Source organism: Pseudorhizobium xiangyangii, assembly GCF_020531965.1.
In the GTDB taxonomy this organism is placed as follows: Bacteria; Pseudomonadota; Alphaproteobacteria; order Rhizobiales; family Rhizobiaceae; genus Neorhizobium; species Neorhizobium xiangyangii.
Genome location: NZ_JAJAWH010000005.1, coordinates 165173 through 184028 on the forward strand (window position 1 = coordinate 165173; position 18856 = coordinate 184028).

An 18856-nucleotide genomic window follows, 5' to 3' on the forward strand; every position below is an offset into this window, starting at 1 on the left:
TTAGTTGTGCTTGTGGCCAGCCGGGCCTGCAGCCCGGACCGGCACGGCGATCTCCACGCTGCCGGCCTTTTCGAAGGTCAGCGTTACCGGAACGCTGTCGCCTTCCTTGAACGGTGTCTTCACCTGCATGAACATCATGTGCAGTCCGCCGGGTTTCAGTTCGACAGACGCGCCGGCCGCAACCGGAACGCCAGTTTCCAGCTTGCGCATCTTCATGACTTCGCCCTGCATCGCCATTTCATGCAGTTCGACGGCGGCCGCGGCCGGCGATGAAACCGAGACGAGCATATCGTCCTCGCCACCGGCATTGCGGATGGTGACAAAGCCACCGGCTACCGGCTGTCCCGGCAACATGGCCTTGGTAAAGGCGCCCTCGATATCGAGGCTGCCGAGCTTCACCGGCTTGAAGGCAACCGCGTGCGCATGGGCATCGCCATGTTTTTCAACGACCGTGACGACGGGTGCCGGGCTTTTCAGCGCATGTGCGTCCGCTCCGGGTGCGGCGACCTCAGTCCATGCCACGGTCGCATCGCTGCCGCATAGCTGGGTGGCAGGGAAGGCCAGCTTGGCGCCGGGCTCGACGCCCGAGATCTTCCCGCGAACGACGAAGGTGTCGTAATGCTCATCCAGAAGCTCCCCGCCCTTCCAGCGGATCTCCACCGGACCGGCGCTCACATCGGTGCCGTGATCGTCATAGGTCTTCTTGTATTCGCCCTTGATGACTTCGAGTTCCCAGCCCGGCTTTGGCTGCGGCTTGGCGAAAACAAAACCTTCCGGCAACTGGACGCGGACTTCGTTGGTAGCCTTTCCGTCGCAGCCGTGCGGTAGCTGCAATTCCATCACCGCGTAGCTTTCCGCAGTCACGGTCGGCTTGGTGAAGGTTGCGTGCGCATGTGCGCTTCCGGCTGCGGCGATGAGAGCGAGCGCGGAGAGCTGGATTGTTTTCATGGTCTTCATGGTAGTCCCCTTCCGGTGACAGCCTGCAAAGGCTGCGGTTTCCGGGTGTCGGTTGATCTGATTATCGTAAGGTTCAGATCGCCCGGGGCGGACCACGCGAGGTCGGCCGCGCAAGCGCCGTGGAGCCGAAGCGGAGAGACTTCACCGGCAAGGGATTGATCAGATAGGCCTGCTCCACCAGGATGCCTGTCCCGCCTGCTGGCGGCGGCAGGATGATCGAGGAGGCAAGCAGGCAGATCTCACACACGGGACGGATCGAGTCGTCCTGGTGTCCGTGACTTTCGGCGCAGATATCCGCGAAACTGCCGTCTGGAAGCCGGTAGGATTCGTCATAGGCCTCAAGCGGCGCTGTGGCATGGACCGGCTCGTGGGCAAATCCGAGCGACAGGAACAGGCAGGCGCAAATGATGCGCAGCGCATTCATCGATGTCCGGTTCCGAAGGGCCATGTGACCATTTTCCAAGAGGCAAGGTGCCAATAGCTGACGATAGCACAAAGAGCAAACGACAGAGCCGGCTTCTTTGCGCCATATCAATCATTTGGATAAGGCGACAAGAATCTTGCCGGTCGCGACATTTTCCTTGCCAAGGGTGGGGCGGCACGGATAATGGGCCTCACGATCGTTGGGAGAAGCCGCTTCAGTGCGGTGCCGAAGGAGCAACCGCCCCGGAAACTCTCAGGCAAAAGGACCAGCGAGCGGCCTAACAGGACTCTGGAGAGAGGTCCTGTCGCAAGACAGGACACGCCGAAGGGATAACAATCTCAGGCGACAAGGACAGAGGGGGCTCATGAACCGGGCGCAATTGCGCCGTCAAATGAGCTTGTGCGTGTACGCGCACCCGGAGGCATTTTTGGATAACACCCCTGCTCTCAAACAGACCCCGCTTCATGCGCTGCACCTGTCGCTGGGCGCCAAGATGGTTCCCTTCGCCGGCTATGAGATGCCGGTGCAATATCCAGCCGGCGTTTTGAAGGAACACCTGCAGACGCGATCGGCTGCTGGCCTTTTCGACGTCTCCCACATGGGCCAGGTGATCGTTCGTGCAGCCTCCCGTGAGGATGCCGCGCTGGCGCTGGAAACTCTGGTGCCGGTGGACATTCTCGGCCTCAAGCCGGGCCGCCAGCGCTACGGCTTCTTTACCGACGATAACGGCGGCATCCTCGACGACCTTATGATCGCCAATCGCGGCGATCATCTCTTCGTCGTCGTCAACGCCGCCTGCAAGGACGCTGACATCGCCCACATGACGGCAAACCTGCAGGGCTGCGATGTGACCTCGCTGGACGACCGCGCGCTGGTTGCGCTTCAGGGACCAAAGGCGGAAGCGGTTCTCGCCTCCCTCTGGGCCGGTGCAGCGGACATGAAATTCATGGACGTTAGCGACGCGACGATCCTCGGTGCCGACTGCATCATTTCCCGTTCCGGCTATTCCGGCGAGGACGGCTTCGAGATCTCTATCCCCTCCGACACGGCGGAAGAAATCGCCAGAGCTCTCCTTGCCCACCCTGACTGCGAGCCCGTCGGCCTCGGCGCCCGTGACAGCCTGCGTCTGGAAGCCGGCCTCTGCCTCTACGGCAACGACATCGATACCGATACCTCGCCGGTCGAAGCCTCCCTCGAATGGGCCATCCAGAAGATCCGGCGCACCGGCGGCGAGCGCGCCGGCGGTTTTCCGGGGGCCGGCCGTATCCTCGAGGAACTTGACAGCGGCACCACGCGCCATCGCGTCGGCCTGAAGCCGGAAGGCAAGGCGCCGGTTCGCGCCCCTGCGCAGCTCTTCGCCGATGCCGCGGGACAGCGCCATATCGGCGAAGTCACGTCCGGCACGTTCGGCCCATCCGTCGAAGGCCCCGTCGCCATGGGCTATGTCCCAAGCTTCTACCGCGAGCCCGGCACACAGATCTATGCGGAGGTCCGCGGCAAGTACCTGCCCGTCACCATTGCCATCCTGCCCTTCATCAAGCCGACCTACAAACGCTAAAAATCCTCCGGAGAGAACCATGTTGAAATTCACACCCGATCACGAATGGCTGAAGCTTGACGGCGATGTCGCCACCATCGGCATCACCATCCACGCCGCAGAGCAGCTCGGCGATCTCGTCTTCGTGGAGCTTCCGGAAGTCGGTGCGGAACTGACCAAGGACGGCAATGCCGCCACTGTCGAATCCGTCAAGGCCGCATCCGATGTCTATTGTCCGCTCGACGGCGAAGTGACCGAAGTCAACCAGGCCATCGTCGATGATCCAGCCGTCGTCAATTCGGATCCGCAGGGCGCGGGCTGGTTCTTCAAGCTGAAGCTCAAGAACCCATCCGATGCCGATGGCTTGCTTGACGAATCCGCCTACAAGGACCTGATCGGATGACCGACAACACCGATTTCCATTTCACCGACTATCAGCCCTACGACTTCGCCAACCGTCGCCATATCGGCCCCTCGCCGGCCGAAATGACGGATATGCTGAAGATCGTCGGCTACAAGTCGCTCGATGCGCTGATCGACGCCACAGTGCCGCCCTCGATCCGTCAGCAGAACCCGCTGACATGGGGTGCGGCACTCACCGAGCGCGAGGCGCTCGACAAGCTGCGCGAGACCGCCAACAAGAATCAGGTCCTCGTCTCGCTGATCGGCCAGGGCTATTACGGCACCGTCACGCCGCCGGTCATCCAGCGCAACATCCTCGAAAACCCCGCCTGGTACACCGCCTACACGCCCTACCAGCCGGAAATTTCGCAAGGCCGTCTCGAAGCTCTCCTGAACTTCCAGACGATGATTACGGACCTGACCGGCCTCGACGTCGCCAACGCCTCGCTGCTCGATGAAGCGACCGCGGCTGCCGAAGCCATGGCGCTCTGCCAGCGTCAGGCAAAATCGAAGGCAACCGCCTTCTTCGTCGACAAGGCCTGCCACCCGCAGACCATCGCGCTGATCGAAACCCGCGCCGCACCGCTCGGCTGGAGTGTCGTCATCGGCGACCCGATGACCGATCTCGACCCGGTCGACGTGTTCGGCGCGATATTCCAGTATCCGGGCACGCATGGCGAAGTCCGTGATTTCACCGGCCTGATCTCCCGCCTGCACCAGACGGGTGCGGTCGCCGCCGTCGCCGCCGACCTTCTGGCGCTAACTCTTCTGAAGTCTCCCGGCGAAATGGGCGCCGATATTGCCATCGGCTCGTCGCAGCGTTTTGGCGTTCCGGTTGGCTACGGCGGTCCGCACGCCGCCTACATGGCTGTCAAAGATGCCCACAAGCGCGCCATGCCCGGCCGCCTCGTCGGCGTTTCCGTCGATGCCCGCGGCAACCGCGCCTATCGCTTGAGCCTGCAGACCCGCGAACAGCATATCCGCCGCGAAAAGGCGACGTCGAACATCTGCACCGCGCAGGTCCTCCTCGCCGTCATGGCCTCCATGTACGGCGTGTTCCATGGGCCTCAGGGGTTGAAGGCCATCGCCCAGCAGGTCCACAAGAAGGCCGTGCTGATGGCCAAGGGCCTCGAAAAGCTTGGCTACCGAATAGAGCCCGACACCTTCTTCGACACGATCACCGTCGATGTCGGTCACATGCAGGGCCTCATCCTGCGCGCAGCCGTCGCGGAAGGCGTCAACCTGCGCAAGGTCGGCAACACGAAGATCGGCATGTCGCTCGACGAGCGCACCCGTCCGGCGACGCTGGAAGCCGTTTGGCGCGCCTTTGGCGGCGATTTCAAGGTCTCCGATTTCGAGCCGGAATACCGTCTGCCGAACGCGCTCTTGCGGAAATCGGATTACATGACCCATCCGATTTTCCACATGAACCGCGCCGAAAGCGAGATGACCCGCTACATCCGCCGCCTGTCGGACCGCGATCTCGCGCTCGACCGCGCAATGATCCCGCTCGGCTCCTGCACCATGAAGCTGAACGCCACCGCCGAAATGCTGCCGATCACCTGGCCGGAATTCTCCGACATCCATCCCTTCGTGCCCGCCGATCAGGCACTCGGCTACAAGGAGATGATCGACGATCTGTCGGCCAAGCTTTGCCAGATTACCGGCTACGACGCCTTCTCCATGCAGCCGAATTCGGGTGCTCAAGGGGAATATGCGGGCCTGCTCACGATCCGCAACTACCACATCGCCAACGGCGACGCCCATCGCGACGTATGCCTCATCCCGACGTCGGCGCACGGCACCAACCCGGCCTCCGCTCAGATGGTCGGCATGAAGGTCGTGGTCGTGAAGGTCCGTGAAAACGGCGACATCGACCTGGAAGACTTCCGTGCAAAAGCAGAGCAGTACGCAGAAAACCTCTCGGCGTGCATGATCACCTACCCGTCCACGCACGGCGTGTTCGAGGAAACGGTGAAGGAAATCTGCGAGATCACCCACAGCCATGGTGGCCAGGTCTATCTCGACGGCGCCAACATGAACGCCATGGTCGGCCTGTCACGCCCCGGCGACATCGGCTCGGACGTCTCCCACCTCAACCTCCACAAGACTTTCTGCATTCCGCATGGCGGCGGCGGTCCCGGCATGGGCCCGATCGGCGTCAAGGCGCATCTGGCAACCCACCTGCCCGGCCACCCGCAATGGGACGGCCGTGATGGTGCAGTTTCGGCCGCGCCGTTCGGCTCGCCGTCTATCTTGCCGATCTCCTGGTCGTACTGCCTGATGATGGGCGGCGAAGGCCTGACGCAGGCAACGAAGGTGGCGATCCTCAACGCCAACTACATCGCCGCCCGGCTGAAGGGCGCCTATGACGTCCTCTACAAGTCGGCAAGCGGCCGCGTGGCGCATGAATGCATCATCGACACGCGCCCGCTCAACGCTTCGGCCGGCGTCACGGTGGACGATGTTGCCAAGCGCCTGGTGGATTGCGGTTTCCATGCTCCGACCATGAGCTGGCCGGTTGCCGGTACGCTGATGATCGAGCCGACCGAGTCGGAGACCAAAGCGGAAATCGACCGCTTCTGCGATGCGATGCTGGCGATCCGCGAGGAAGCCCGCGCCATCGAGGACGGCCGCATGGACAAGACCAACAACCCGCTCAAGAACGCGCCGCACACGGTGGAAGACCTGGTCGGCGAATGGGATCGTCCGTATTCCCGCGAGCAGGCCTGCTTCCCGCCCGGATCTTTCCGCGTCGACAAGTACTGGTCGCCGGTCAACCGCATCGACAACGTCTATGGCGATCGCAACCTGATCTGCACCTGCCCGCCGCTGGAAGATTACGCCGAGGCAGCGGAGTAACGTCCGCCCTCTTCGCCTGCCGGCACCTTCTCCCCGTATGGACGGAGAAATGGACGCAGGAGACAGACGCGAACAACAGCCTCTCCCGGCAGTCGGGAGAGGCCTCCATCCCCTCTTTGAGACTTGAAGAGCTAAGATCGGCATCATTCGGTGATCGAGTGTTGTGGGAAAGCCGTCCGCCCCGATGACAGCGGCAATCGATATCAATATCGAAGACGTGGGTGAGCCGGGAAAACGAATCGAAGCCTAGCGACGTTCAAGTGCCCGGATACCCGACAATTTTACTTCACGCCTTCGACCTGTAGCGGGAGAACTCCTCAAGGTCGGTCTGGCGGGATCGAACGGTATGGGGCGAATCATGGGCGATACAGGTGGCTACTTTCCGCGTTGGAAGCTGAAGACGGAAGGGCGTATCCTGCCCGACGAGCGGCTGCCGGCGGGCCAGACAATGGTACTCGGGCTCCAGCATGTCGTGGCCATGTTCGGCTCCACCGTCCTTGCCCCCATCCTCATGGGGTTCGATCCGAACGTCTCGATCCTGTTTTCCGGCCTTTCGACGCTGATTTTCTTCATCGCCGTCGGCGGGCGCGTGCCGAGCTATCTCGGCTCCTCCTTCGCCTTCATCGGCCCCGTTCTCGTGGCCACGGCCGCCGCCGCCGGTGCACCTAACCCGAACATCGCGCTGGCGCTCGGCGGTATCATCGCCGCAGGTGCCATCTATGCGCTGATCGGCGTCATCGTCATGGCTGCCGGCCATCGCTGGATCGAACGGTTGATGCCGCCCGTCCTCACCGGCGCAATCGTTGCCGCAATCGGCCTCGTGCTTGCGCCGATCGCCATAGCCAGCGCCTCGGGCATTGGCTCGGCGAGCCCGGACGGCAGCCAGCTGTCGCGCTGGGTAGCGATGCTCACGGTTGCGGCCGTCGGCCTCGTCGCCGTCTATGCGCCGGGTATGACCCGTCGCCTGCCGATCCTGCTCGGCGGTGCCTTCGCCTACATTCTCTATCTCGTGCTGGCGAACGGCTTAGGCTACGGCGCGCCGATCGACTTTTCCGGCGTCGCGGCCGCACCATGGTTCGGCTGGCCCACCTTCACCACGCCGGTGTTCTCGGCGTCTGCGATCACGCTGATCGCGCCCGTCGTTGTCATCCTCGTTGCGGAAAACCTCGGACACATCAAGGCGATCGGCGCGATGACGGGGCGCAATCTCGACCCCTATCTCGGTCGCGCCTTTATCGGCGACGGTGTCGCGACCATGTTTTCCGGCGCCTTCGGCGGCACGGGCATGACGACCTATGCGGAGAACATGGGGGTGATGGCGGTAACGCGCATCTTCTCCACGCTCGTCTTCCTCGTCGCGGCCGCAATCGCAATCCTGCTCGGCTTCTCGCCTAAATTCGGCGCAGTCATCCAGACGATCCCGGGACCCGTTCTCGGCGGGCTTTCGATCGTCGTGTTCGGCCTCATCGCGGCCACCGCCGGTCGCATCTGGGTCGAGAACAAGGTTGACTTTTCCGAGCCGCGCAACCTCATCACCGTCGGCGTCGCGCTCGTACTGGGTGCCGGCAACTTCAAGCTCGACGTCGCAGGCTTCACGCTCGACGGGATCGGCACCGCGACAATCGGGGCGATTGTCCTCTACCACGTACTCGGGTGGACGAAGCCAGCCGAAAGGCCGGAGCAGAACGGTTAAGGGATCGGCCACACTTTGCACCGGCGGTTGCGTCACCGCCCTTGCCCTGTCGGCGTGCGCGCACTATGTTAGGCTTACTATGCGTCGCCTGCGGCCTTTGCAGCCCGCCCGGGCTTTCAAGTCTCTCTCACGGAGCACGACCGCACCTGCCGCATCGCCTCGATCTCGTTCGGGGCGCAGGCGCCGCACTATCTATCCGGCATGGTTTCGGCGACCCTCGCGGTCGCGCCAGCGTGCCGGCGACATCTATCCATTGTCTCGGCCACTCGGTCGTTTTGAAGGCAATCAACATAAAGCAGTTGCCGGCCGAAAGCCGGAAAGGAGATATTTTTGCAGGTACTCGTCAGAGACAACAACGTCGATCAGGCCCTTCGTGTCCTGAAGAAGAAAATGCAGCGCGAAGGCCTGTTCCGGGAAATGCGTGCGCGCAGCGCCTACGAAAAGCCGTCGGAAAAGCGGGCTCGCGAGAAGGCCGAGGGCATCCGCCGCGCGCGCAAGATGGCACGCAAGCAGGCGCAGCGCGAAGGCCTGCTGCCCGCTCCGAAGAAAAAGGTCTTCGGCGCCGCTCGCTGACGGTGCTGGTGTAACGCGGTCTCCGGGCCGCGTTTTCTTTGTGAGACTAGAGAGGAGCATCCCATGACAGCCACCAAGGAAGAATTCTTCAAGCCCGCCAAAATGTCTGCCCAGGCCAAGGCCGAGCAGACCAATACGGTCGTCAAGGATATCCTCTCTGCGGAAGCAATAGCCCGCGAGAAGAAGACTGAAAAGCTGAAGGCGCTGCGCCTGGCGCAGCCAGTCGCCGAAGAGCCCCCGAAGAAGCGCGGCCGCAAGGCGGCTGTAGCGACCTGAGGGCGCCAATCTCGCATCTCCATTGACACCAGCGCCGGACGGTCTATTGCGGAGCCACGGCACGCACAGGAGAAGCAGATGGAAAACCATAACAAGAACGGGCTTTGGAACAAGGTCTTTGACGTCGACTCGCAGGCGGGAACCGGCCGCTTCATCGCCCTCGTCGTCGCCTTCGTCGTTATCGGCGGCGCAGTGTCCTGGCTGCTCGGATAGGCCACCACCACCGGACCGACATTTCAGCCCGCATTGAAAAGGCCCGCCTCGCGCGGGCCTTTCGCTTTTCGGCACCCATTTTCCTTGCCTCCAAAATCATTCAACCAATCGGTTGACAATCAAATCCCCAAGGCGCATATTCAACCACATGGTTGAATTACACGCAGAACAGATGAACACGGTCTTCCACGCACTCGGCGACGGCACGCGCCGGCGCATGCTGCACGCTCTTGCGAGTGGCGAGCGCACGGTCGGCGAACTGGCGGAGCCCTTCGAGATCTCGCTGGCGGCCGCTTCGAAGCACATCAAGGTGCTGGAGACGGCCGGCCTCATCCGGCGCGAGGTGCGCGGCCGAAGCCACGTCTGCCGGCTCGATTCCGGCCCGCTCGCCAGCGCCCATGCGTGGCTGAGCTTCTACGAACGCTTCTGGAACGACCGCCTCGCGGCGCTGGAAAAGCTGCTGCGCGAGGAAGACGCGGCCCGCGTCACCCGGCCCGACACTGCCGGCAAGCCCAAAAAGCCTGCCGGGACCGGCAAACCCGCAAAGCCTTCAACGCCCGAGAGAAAGAGTGAGGAGAAGTGACATGAACGACATGACGACCATTGACCCCTATGGCGAAGTCATAGCACCCGCCACCATCAGGATCGAACGCCTCCTGCCCGGCCCGGCATCGCGGGTCTGGGACTGGCTGACGAAAAGCGAACTGCGCCGCCAGTGGCTTGCCGCCGGCGACATGGACCTCACGGTCGGTGCGCCCTTCGAACTCGTCTGGCGCAACGACGAGCTCAACGCCACCCCCTCCAAGCGGCCGGATGGCTTTGCGGAAGAGGACCGCATGCAGAGCCGCATCACCGAACTTGATCCAGGCAAGACGCTGTCCTTCGTCTGGGGCAAGGATGGCGAGGTCACGTTCCGCCTGAAGGAGGTCGGGCCGGACATTCTCCTGACGATCGTCCACCGCCGCATTTCCGACCGCCCGAACCTGCTAGGGGTCAGCGCCGGCTGGCACATGCATCTCGACATCATGGCCGCCAAGCTTGGCGGTCGCAAGCCGGACGACTTCTGGAGCGGCTGGCAGCGCCTGCGCGCTGAATACGAAACCCGCATTCCTGCCTGACCCACGGAGGCGGAGCCGTCGCAGCGGCCCCGCCTCCCCTTCGTTTCCCGCCTGGCCGCAAAATCGCCATCCCCGTTGGCCATCCTCTCCGCATGGCTCTCTGGATCGCAATCGGCGTCGCGATCGGCTCGACGCTCGGCACCACCGTCTTCGACAGTATCGGCATTGGCGTTGCCTTCGGTATTGCGATGGGCGTGGCCGTCGGCTCCTACTACCGGACGCGAAAAGGCTGAAAACATGCCTCCCGCCCTCATGGATCGTTCGACGACAATCCCATTCCGACACGGGTCCTGACGGCTGAGCACCACGTCTTAACCCTGAAGCTTCACCCTTCGTTCAACCGGAACGGGTAGTATTGGTCTCATCCAGAGGGGATTTTGGGACATGAGCATTTCAGCAATGATGGGGAATTCCCTTTCCGGCATGCAGGCAGCCGCCAAAGGCGCGCACGCCACCGCCAGCAACATCGCCAATGCTTCGACGCCGGGCTATGACCGTCTGGCGACCCGCTCGACATCCCTCTTCGGCGGCGGCGTTTCCGCTTCCGCCGCGCCTTCGGGAGCGCCCACATCCTCCGAAACCTCCAATGTCGACATGGCGAGCGAGACGCTTGACCTCGTCTCGACCGCAACCGCCTTCAAGGCCAATGCCGCGGTATTCGAGACCGGCGCCGAGCTCTGGGATATCTTGAAGCTCGTCGTCCGCGACTGACTTTTCAGACCTCAAGCCCACAAGCCGCGACCGTCATCACGAGGGTGAGAAATGCCCTGCGTCGCTGATCGCGGCTGATCAGCACGCCCTTCTTCCACTGCAACGGAACCCATCTGCGTGGCGCTACTTCCGCCGCTGGTCGTTCAGCGCCTGAGAGATGCCATTGCAACCGCCAAGGTGACGGTGAGCATCAAACCGGTGACGACGATCAACGCCATCGACAGAGAAACCACGGTCAGCACCGCACTTGCAAAGATGACACCCACCGCGTTTGCGGTGCGCAGCAGGGCGAACACTTCCGGTCGTCGATGCGCAGGAGCAAGCGTGTCGAGGACAAGTGAGTAATGCGTGCCCAAAGGTGCCAGAACTGAACCTATCAGCACAGCTCCGACAACAGTCATGGTGATGGAGTGATCGAGCGCAGCAAGGGCTGCTCCCACGGTCATGATGGAGAGCTGGACGAGCACGGCCTTCCGCGTTGCCATGCGGTTCCGCACACTGATCCATATGCCGCCCGCTACCGAGGCCAGACACAGGGGAACGGTGAACAGGATTGCCAGAACGGGCTCATAACCGAAGTTCAGCGCCAGCGCGACGGCGCCGATCTCGATGGCCGCAACAGCGGCGCCACCTGCGGCTGCACACGCAAGCCACAACAGGATGGCCGGGCTAAGGACCGAGCCGCCCGTATGGTGTACGTCCTCAATGTGGATCGAGGCCGCACTTGGGACCAGCAAGGCCGGCACTGCACCAAGGACGGTGAGCGCCAGGAGCGCGGCGATGGGCGAGACGATGCTCAGACCCGACGCGGCCACCGGAGCCAACACGAAGGTCACCTCGTTGAGCGTGGCCGATATGCCGAGCGCTCGCGGCAACTTCGAAGCCGGCGCAAACTGGTTGAGAACGGAGCGAAGATACCCATAAGCCGCGCCGTTGACCGAGCCTGCGATCGCCGCACACAAAATGAGCGATATGAACGATACTTCGTATGTTGCGCACAGCACAATTGAAGCGAGCGCCAGGGTGCGAAAGGTGACCAGCAGCTTCAACACGGTCGCCGAAGGCAGGTTCCTGCCCAGCCGGGTTAGCGGGATGGCGCCGACCACTTGGGCAAGGGTCATTGCGAGGATCATGGCAGCGCCGCCACTGGTTTCGCCAGTCAGGCTGAGGGCAACCAGTGAAAATGCGACAGGCCCCGCTGCCTGCGGGACGCTTAACGTGGCGGAGGACAGGAACCAGCGAAGCAGCGGCCATCGACTGGCTGACCCATTGGCCGACCGGACATCGGAGCCGCGAGCAAGGGCGTCGTGATCGCTGGTCATTGCGTTCCCTGGGGTTGGCCCTGGAGTTGGCCCTGGGATTGGGGCTTCCACTCGGCGAGCGGAAAGATGCGGTCATAGGCCCAGTTGAAGCCGAATGCGTAGAACATGTAGAACAGCGCAAAAGACAGGTCCATCACGAACGCCTGCCAGAGCGAGACGCCGAGATACCAGGCAATGAACGGCATGAGCACAACCAGCAGGCCGACCTCGAACAGGATCGCGTGACAGACACGTGCCAAACCGCTTTTCTCGGTTGTGCCGGCAGTCCGCTGCAAAAACAGGTCGAACACGTAATTGTAGACGAAATTCCACGCAGTCGCGATGGTGGCACTCACGATGCCGACCATGCCGATGTCATGCAGTGGCATGTGGAAGACCCACGCCCCGAGCGGTACGACCAACAGGAGGCCGATGATCTCGAAGCTGATGGCGTGACGGATACGGTCGCCAACGATACGCATTCTACCTCCAACGTACTCGGGTCGTCCCGAGTGACTTACCCGACAAGGGTGGAGGTCGTCCCCGCTTCACGCGGCCAACATATAAGCCGACCGGGGCGATTGCAATGGACTGCCAGCCCTTCGCAAGCGACGGTCTTTGTGCGGGCCTTCATCCCTTCCTTGGATTGGGCCAGTTGTGGGTCTCATCCGTCGCATCCCGGCACCAGCGATAGAAGGCATCATAAAGCGTCATACCTGCATCCAACTGCTCGATATCATCGTTGAACATGCGGGAAAGACCGAGCGACGCCGCGAGGAGACCGGGCACTTCCGGAGCAAGATCTGGCCTTGCGGTATCGGCTCCTCGAACAATTCTTGCCAGATGAAGCATCGGTTCTGTTTTCAGACCGAATTCCTCGACCATGACGTCGAAGGTGCACAGTTCACCGCGATGGCTCCAATAGACGTCCTCTATGTCGAAAGGCGTCGCATTGAAGCGATCTCCAACCAGCGCCACCTCGGTTGCGGGGACGAACAGAAAGACCGCAGTGGGATCGACGAAGCGGCGGATCAGCCAAGGGCAGGCGATACGGTCGATCTTCGGCCGCGCTCGGGTCACCCAGACCGTGCGGCCTTTGGAGTCCCGAGGAGGAACCTTGTCTGCGGGAACGAGCATTCCCTGACTGTCACGCCAGGCTTCAAAGCCACCTTCCAGAACCTCGGCTTCTTTTCCCATCGCCCGGAGGTGAGCCGCAACGCCATGACTCAGTTTCTGTCCCTTCTGACAGAAGACGATAGCGGGACTCGATGTTTCAGGACCCCATTCGGTAACGTTACCAAAGTCCCGGCGGATCGATCCCGGTATCAGCCGGGGATCGCTTCCAAAATCCTCCTTGTTCCGCACGTCGATGATCGCGGGCTGTTTCGGACTGCCAATAATGCGGGCGAGTTTGTCAGGTGTGATTTCAAGATATGATGGCATGACGCGTCCCTCCGTTTGCTCGGGTTCAAAGGACGCGATTCTTCGGCCGGAGCCTCGTGGGGTGATCGCAACCCCATAGCCACAGTTTTTGCCTCAGCCATCATGTTGTCAAGCGCCTGAAGAGCAGGCCTGTGCCTTGTCACGCCAGCATTGCTTCCGCCGCCATCCCAAGCGAAGACAACACTAGCCAAGGGTTCTCGATAAGTATTCCGGGAGCCTTGACCACATGCTAGGTCTTGTCGGCAATCGGCACGGGGCTGCGAAGGACTCGCATATGCCTCACCGCCTCCCCGGCCCTTCGCTTGGGCTCAGGGCGTTCGACGCTCAAAACGCTCCACTGGAGCGTTTTGCCGGGCTGTGCCCGTCGCATCTCACCCAACGAACGCCCGTTCGATGACGAATTCGGCCGGCTTGCTGTTGGCACCTTCGGTCAGGCCGGCATTCTCGAGCCGTTCCTTGGTGTCCTTCAGCATCGCCGTGGAGCCGCAGATCATGCCGCGGTCCACCGCCGGGTCGAGCGGCGGCACGCCGAGATCGGCAAACAGCTTGCCGTTGTCGATCAGGTCGGTGATGCGGCCCTGGTAGGCGTATTCCTCGCGGGTGACGGTCGGATAATGCTTCAGCTTGTCCCCGACGATCTCGGCCAGGAACTCGTGGTTCCTGATCTCTTCCATCAGGTCGAAGCCGTATTTCAGCTCGGCGATCTCACGGCAGGTATGGGTGAGGATGACCTCGTCGAACTTCTCGTAGGTCTCCGGGTCGCGGATCAGGCTGGCAAAGGGCGCAATGCCCGTGCCGGTCGAAAACATGTAGAGGCGCTTGCCCGGGGTCAGCGCATCAAGCACCAGCGTTCCGGTCGGCTTCTTGCGCATCAGCACCGTGTCGCCGGGCTTTATCTTCTGCAGGTGCGAGGTGAGCGGCCCGTCCGGCACCTTGATCGAGAAGAATTCCAGTTCCTCGTCCCAGGACGGGCTGGCGATCGAATAGGCGCGGTAGACCGGCTTGTCGCCGACCATCAGGCCGATCATCGCGAACTCGCCGGAGCGAAAGCGGAAGCCTGCCGGCCGCGTCATGCGAAAGCGGAACATGTGGTCGGTGTAATGCTCAACGGCAAGCACCGTCTCGGCATAAACACCGTCCGGCACCTTTGCCGCGGCTGGCTGGGCAACGAATTCGTCCGTCTTTGCTGGAGCGTTCATGCTGGTCGCGTCTCGCTTGATCCTGGTGTCTGCTGGAGCGAAATATACTATCCGCTCCCGCATTTGAAGGCATCCGCGTTCTTATGCCGCGGATCGCCCAGAAAATATGTGCAGGGAACTCCGCTTTTATCCGTCAGGAAGCGACGGTGCGGCGGCGCCAGCTATAGGCAGGCCCCTCATCCGCAGGCCGGGCGGTAGGCTGGTAGTGGACGGCGATCCCCGGCAGCCGGCCTTCCGAGAGCCTGCGGAGCGCGGTCTCATTGGTGACGGCAAAGCTGTCCACCCCGACCCGCAGCATCAGCGGAATCTGGTCGATCAGCACGTCGCCGACGGCGCGCAACTCGTTCTTGTAGGCCAGCCGGTCGCGCAACAGCGAGGCATGACTGAAGGCCCGGCCGTCGTTGAATGCCGGGAATTCCACCGCCACGATCTCGAGGCGATAGAGATAGGGTTCGAGACGCCGCACGTCGTCGCCCGGCTTGATCAGCACGCCCAGCCCGACATCGTTGCTGGCATCCGCCTTCTCGATCAGCGCGTCGAGCGACAGAAGCAGCTTCTGCTCGCCGGTTGCCTGGTTCTCCTCGGTCTCGATCACCCACGGATCGTTCTCGACGAAACCGGTTTCTCTCCAGATCTTGGTCATTTCAGCTATCCCTTCAGGCCGCTTCCGCCGCCGAACCGTAGAGCGCATCCTTGAAAGGCTGCGGTCCGACGCGGCGATAGGCATCGAGGAAGATCTCCTCCTTCGACAGGCGAAGGCCAAGATAGGTATCGACGATGGTCTCGATGGCATCCGTCACCTTGGACGGCTCGAAGCCGCGGCCGATGATCTCGCCGATCGATGTGTTCTCGTCGGCTGAACCACCCAGAGTGATCTGGTAGAGCTCGGCACCCTTCTTCTCCACACCCAGCAGGCCGATATGGCCGACATGGTGGTGGCCGCAGGCGTTGATGCAGCCGGAGATCTTGATCTTCAGCTCGCCGATCTCCGCCTGACGCTCCGGATCGCCGAAGCGGGTCGAGATTTCCTGCGCCACAGGGATCGAACGGGCGTTCGCCAAGGCGCAGTAGTCGAGCCCGGGACAGGCAATCATGTCGGTGATAAGGCCTGCGTTGGCGGTCTCGAGGCCCTGCACCACCAGCGCCCGGTAGACCGGCTCAAGGTCAGCCAGCGCCACATGCGGCAGCACGACGTTCTGCTCGTGGCTGATGCGGATCTCGTCGAAGGCATATTCCTCGGCGATGTCGGCGATCGCGTCCATCTGCTCGTCGTTGGCATCGCCGGGAATACCGCCGATAGGCTTGAGCGAGATCGTCACCATGCCATAATCGGGATGCTTGTGCGGCTGGACGTTCTGGTCCACCCACCGGGCGAAGCCGGCATCCTGCTTCTTCCAGCCGGCAAGCTGCGCCCAGCCCTCGGCCCGTTCCGGCAGCGTCGGCGGGGCGAAGTAGCGAGCAATCGCCTGGATGTCGGCATCAGGAAGCCTGAGCTCTGTACCTTTCAGGTGGCCGAATTCTTCCTCCACCTGGCGCGTCAGTTCCTCGACGCCCGTCTCGTGCACGAGGATCTTGATGCGCGCCTTGTACTTGTTGTCGCGCCGGCCATGGAGGTTGTACACGCGGATGATCGCGGTCGTGTAGGACAGGAGATCCTCTTCCGGCAAAAAGTCGCGGATCTTCTTGGCGACCAGCGGCGTACGTCCCTGCCCGCCACCGACATAGACCGCAAAGCCCAGTTCACCCTTGTCGTTCTTCTTCAGGTGCAGGCCGATGTCGTGCACCTGGATCGCGGCGCGGTCGCGCTCAGCACCGGTGACGGCGATCTTGAACTTTCTGGGCAGGAAGGAGAATTCCGGGTGGACCGACGACCACTGGCGCAGGATTTCGGCATAGGGCCGCGGATCGGCAACCTCGTCGGCGGCAGCGCCGGCGAAATGGTCTGCAGTCACGTTTCTAATGCAGTTGCCGGAAGTCTGCAGCGCGTGCATTTCGACGCTGGCAAGCTCGGCAAGAATGTCCGGGGTGTCCGACAGCTTTGGCCAGTTGTACTGGATGTTCTGGCGCGTCGTGAAATGGCCGTAGCCGCGGTCGTACTTGCGACCGATATGGGCCAGCATCCGCATCTGCTTCGAATTCAGCGTGCCGTAGGGAATGGCCACACGCAGCATGTAGGCATGCAGTTGCAGGTAGACGCCATTCATCAAACGCAGCGGCTTGAAGGCGTCTTCCGCCAGTTCGCCGGAAAGGCGACGCTCCACCTGATCGCGGAACTGCTCCACGCGGCCATGAACAAAAGCGTGGTCGAATTCGTCGTAACGGTACATGACTTCCTCAGACTGCGATAAAGGCTGCGTCGGCCGGGCGGTAACCGGTCGCATATTCCATGGTCGGGCCGGCGGCGCGAATACGCTCGCGCAGACGGATCGGCCATAGCTGGCCGTTGATTTCCTGCACATCGACAACAGCAACGTCAACCACGCGGTTGGCGGCGAAATCGCGCTTGCCGATCGCTTCGAGCGCAGCGACGGCTTCTGGATGGCGAGCGACCAGCGCATCCTGCAGGCGTTCCGTCCATTCGCCATTGGCGTTCAGCCAGACGGCGATGCCGTCGCCCAGGCGGTTGGCGGTCAAAACCTTGTCTGTCATCTTTCGGTTCCCACTTCCTCGCGAGCTGCTACCACCGTCCATGCGGAGAGCGGCTCGGATCGTTCGAAATTCGCACCGGCGACGGCCTCGCCGATGATTACCATAACCGGACCGGCAAGGTCTTCCCTCGCCTCAAGATCCGGCAACTCCTTCAAAACGCCGTGAAAAAGCCGGCGGTCATCGCGGCTGGCATTCTCCACGACGGCAACCGTCGTATCCGGCGAAAGCCCGGCATTCATCAGCCGGCCTGCGACGGAGGCGGCAACCGTGCGACCCATATAGACGGCAATGGTCGCGCCGGAAACCGCAAGGCTCGCCCAGTCGGGCAGCACGTCGCCGGTCAGGTCGTGGCCAGTGGTAAAGATCAGCGACGAGGCGACGCCACGGAGCGTCAGCGGCAGGTCGAAATCGGCAGCAGCGGCAAAGGCCGAGGTGATGCCGGACACTATCTCGTAGGAAATGCCGGCTTCCCGGAGTGCCGCCATCTCCTCGCCGGCGCGGCCGTACACCAGCGGATCGCCCGATTTCAGGCGCACGACGCGCTTGCCGTCACGGCCCAGCCGGACGAGCAGACGATTGATCTCGTCCTGCGACTTCGAATGGCAGTTCTTGCGCTTGCCGACCGACAGACGTTCGGCATCGCGGCGGCCCATATCGACGATCGCCTGGGGCACGAGCGCATCATAGACGATCACGTCGGCCTCCATCAGCACCCGCTGGGCGCGCAGCGTCAGCAGGTCTTCCGCACCCGGACCGGCGCCGACCAGCCAGACATGGCCTTCGACGAGACAGGAGGAAGAAAGCAGCACGTTGGCGGCCCGACGCGCACCTGACTGGTCGCCGGCATCGATGCTATCGGAAACGGCGCCCGTAAAGAACCGGCGCCAGAAGACCCGGCGGGACACACCTTTCGGCAAAAGGTTCTCGGCAGCATCGCGATACTCGACAGCGAGTGAAGCCAGACGTCCAAGCGAAGGCGACAGCATCTGGTCGATACGCGCACGGATCATCTGCGCCAGAACCGGGCCTGCACCTTCGGTGCCGATCGCGACCGCGACCGGTGCCCGATTGACGAGAGCCGGCGTGAGAAAATCGCAGAACTCCGGCTGATCGACGGCATTGGCGGGGATCTTGAGGTCGCGAGCGGCCCGCACGATGGCCTGATCCTCGACAGCATCGCCGGTGGCCGCAAAGACCAGTGCCGCACCTTCCAATTGCTCGACCGAAAAGCCGCCATCGACAATCTCGATGGCATTCGAAGCGAGGAAGTGACGATAGTCTGGCGCCGGGTCGCCGGCATAGGCAACGATCCGCGCGTCCGTATTGCACAGAAGACGAGTCTTCGCATAGGCTTCATCGCCATTGCCAAAGACGGCCACCTTCCTGCTGCTGACGCGGAAGAAAATCGGAAATGTTGTCAATCGATTACTGGACATGCGGATTACCCAATCTCAGCTGCTCAATATCACCGATTGGGCTTAAAAACAGAAGAAACCGT

General features: G+C 62.3%; 21 protein-coding genes and 2 riboswitches. Of the genes, 11 read left to right on the forward strand and 10 right to left on the reverse strand.

The features are described 5' to 3' along the window. Nucleotides 1-948 carry a copper chaperone PCu(A)C gene (locus LH464_RS06295; protein WP_226785585.1) on the reverse strand — a complete coding sequence of 316 codons (948 nt, stop codon included), beginning with the start codon at nucleotides 946-948 and terminating at the stop codon, nucleotides 1-3. An 82-nt stretch (nucleotides 949-1030) separates the two neighbouring features. Next, nucleotides 1031-1405, reverse strand: a complete 375-nt coding sequence (locus LH464_RS06300) for a hypothetical protein (protein ID WP_226785515.1) — start codon at nucleotides 1403-1405, stop codon at nucleotides 1031-1033. Between the two features lie 166 nt (nucleotides 1406-1571). Continuing rightward, a riboswitch (glycine riboswitch) is annotated at nucleotides 1572-1659 on the forward strand. Further along, nucleotides 1660-1746: riboswitch (glycine riboswitch) on the forward strand. Between the two features lie 62 nt (nucleotides 1747-1808). On the opposite strand from LH464_RS06300, the gene gcvT reads away from it, so the two are divergent. From gcvT to LH464_RS06350, 11 genes are all read left to right on the forward strand, one after another. Continuing rightward, a complete protein-coding gene (gcvT, locus tag LH464_RS06305) occupies nucleotides 1809-2939 on the forward strand; it encodes a glycine cleavage system aminomethyltransferase GcvT (RefSeq protein ID WP_226785516.1) in 1131 nt (376 codons plus the stop codon). 19 nt (nucleotides 2940-2958) lie between these two features. Continuing rightward, on the forward strand, nucleotides 2959-3321 hold the full coding sequence (gcvH, locus tag LH464_RS06310) for a glycine cleavage system protein GcvH (protein WP_226785517.1): 363 nt from the start codon (nucleotides 2959-2961) through the stop codon (nucleotides 3319-3321). Further along, entirely contained in the window at nucleotides 3318-6182 is a 2865-nt protein-coding gene (gene gcvP / locus LH464_RS06315; protein ID WP_226785518.1) for an aminomethyl-transferring glycine dehydrogenase, read from the forward strand. Before gcvH ends, gcvP begins: the two co-directional genes overlap by 4 nt. Nucleotides 6183-6540: 358 nt before the next feature. Then, entirely contained in the window at nucleotides 6541-7875 is a 1335-nt protein-coding gene (locus LH464_RS06320) for a solute carrier family 23 protein (protein WP_226785519.1), read from the forward strand. Nucleotides 7876-8205: 330 nt separating this feature from the next. Then, nucleotides 8206-8448: a 30S ribosomal protein S21 gene (gene rpsU, locus LH464_RS06325; protein ID WP_226785520.1), complete on the forward strand. Its 243-nt coding sequence runs from the start codon at nucleotides 8206-8208 to the stop codon at nucleotides 8446-8448. A gap of 63 nt (nucleotides 8449-8511) precedes the next feature. Continuing rightward, nucleotides 8512-8724, forward strand: a complete 213-nt coding sequence (locus LH464_RS06330; protein ID WP_226785521.1) for a hypothetical protein — start codon at nucleotides 8512-8514, stop codon at nucleotides 8722-8724. Between the two features lie 78 nt (nucleotides 8725-8802). Then, a complete protein-coding gene (locus LH464_RS24515; RefSeq protein WP_255648278.1) occupies nucleotides 8803-8937 on the forward strand; it encodes a hypothetical protein in 135 nt (44 codons plus the stop codon). A gap of 148 nt (nucleotides 8938-9085) precedes the next feature. Then, nucleotides 9086-9520 (forward strand): ArsR/SmtB family transcription factor, encoded by a 435-nt coding sequence (locus LH464_RS06335; protein WP_226785522.1) that lies wholly within the window; start codon nucleotides 9086-9088, stop codon nucleotides 9518-9520. Between the two features lies 1 nt (nucleotide 9521). Continuing rightward, complete coding sequence (locus tag LH464_RS06340) at nucleotides 9522-10055, forward strand: SRPBCC family protein (RefSeq protein WP_226785523.1); 534 nt, start codon at nucleotides 9522-9524, stop codon at nucleotides 10053-10055. Between the two features lie 92 nt (nucleotides 10056-10147). Beyond that, complete coding sequence (locus LH464_RS06345; RefSeq protein WP_226785524.1) at nucleotides 10148-10288, forward strand: hypothetical protein; 141 nt, start codon at nucleotides 10148-10150, stop codon at nucleotides 10286-10288. A 151-nt stretch (nucleotides 10289-10439) separates the two neighbouring features. Beyond that, a complete protein-coding gene (locus LH464_RS06350) occupies nucleotides 10440-10766 on the forward strand; it encodes a flagellar basal body rod C-terminal domain-containing protein (protein ID WP_226785525.1) in 327 nt (108 codons plus the stop codon). A 143-nt stretch (nucleotides 10767-10909) separates the two neighbouring features. Here the strand turns inward: LH464_RS06350 and LH464_RS06355 are convergent, their stop codons facing one another. The 8 genes from LH464_RS06355 to cysG all read right to left on the reverse strand — a co-directional run bounded on the left by LH464_RS06355 (nucleotide 10910) and on the right by cysG (nucleotide 18794). Beyond that, nucleotides 10910-12088, reverse strand: a complete 1179-nt coding sequence (locus tag LH464_RS06355) for an MFS transporter (RefSeq protein ID WP_226785526.1) — start codon at nucleotides 12086-12088, stop codon at nucleotides 10910-10912. Beyond that, nucleotides 12085-12549 (reverse strand): PACE efflux transporter, encoded by a 465-nt coding sequence (locus LH464_RS06360; RefSeq protein WP_226785527.1) that lies wholly within the window; start codon nucleotides 12547-12549, stop codon nucleotides 12085-12087. Before LH464_RS06360 ends, LH464_RS06355 begins: the two co-directional genes overlap by 4 nt. A gap of 148 nt (nucleotides 12550-12697) precedes the next feature. Further along, nucleotides 12698-13510: a chromate resistance protein ChrB domain-containing protein gene (locus LH464_RS06365; RefSeq protein WP_226785528.1), complete on the reverse strand. Its 813-nt coding sequence runs from the start codon at nucleotides 13508-13510 to the stop codon at nucleotides 12698-12700. Between the two features lie 371 nt (nucleotides 13511-13881). Next, a complete protein-coding gene (locus LH464_RS06370; protein WP_226785529.1) occupies nucleotides 13882-14709 on the reverse strand; it encodes a ferredoxin--NADP reductase in 828 nt (275 codons plus the stop codon). A 133-nt stretch (nucleotides 14710-14842) separates the two neighbouring features. Next, nucleotides 14843-15352 carry a DUF934 domain-containing protein gene (locus tag LH464_RS06375; RefSeq protein ID WP_226785530.1) on the reverse strand — a complete coding sequence of 170 codons (510 nt, stop codon included), beginning with the start codon at nucleotides 15350-15352 and terminating at the stop codon, nucleotides 14843-14845. Between the two features lie 13 nt (nucleotides 15353-15365). Further along, the gene (locus tag LH464_RS06380) at nucleotides 15366-17036 is read right to left on the reverse strand and encodes a nitrite/sulfite reductase (protein WP_226785531.1); all 1671 of its coding nucleotides are present in this window, start codon (nucleotides 17034-17036) and stop codon (nucleotides 15366-15368) included. 7 nt (nucleotides 17037-17043) lie between these two features. Continuing rightward, nucleotides 17044-17358, reverse strand: a complete 315-nt coding sequence (locus tag LH464_RS06385) for a DUF2849 domain-containing protein (protein WP_226785532.1) — start codon at nucleotides 17356-17358, stop codon at nucleotides 17044-17046. After that, entirely contained in the window at nucleotides 17355-18794 is a 1440-nt protein-coding gene (cysG, locus tag LH464_RS06390) for a siroheme synthase CysG (protein ID WP_226785533.1), read from the reverse strand. Before cysG ends, LH464_RS06385 begins: the two co-directional genes overlap by 4 nt. Nucleotides 18795-18856: the final 62 nt, after the last annotated feature.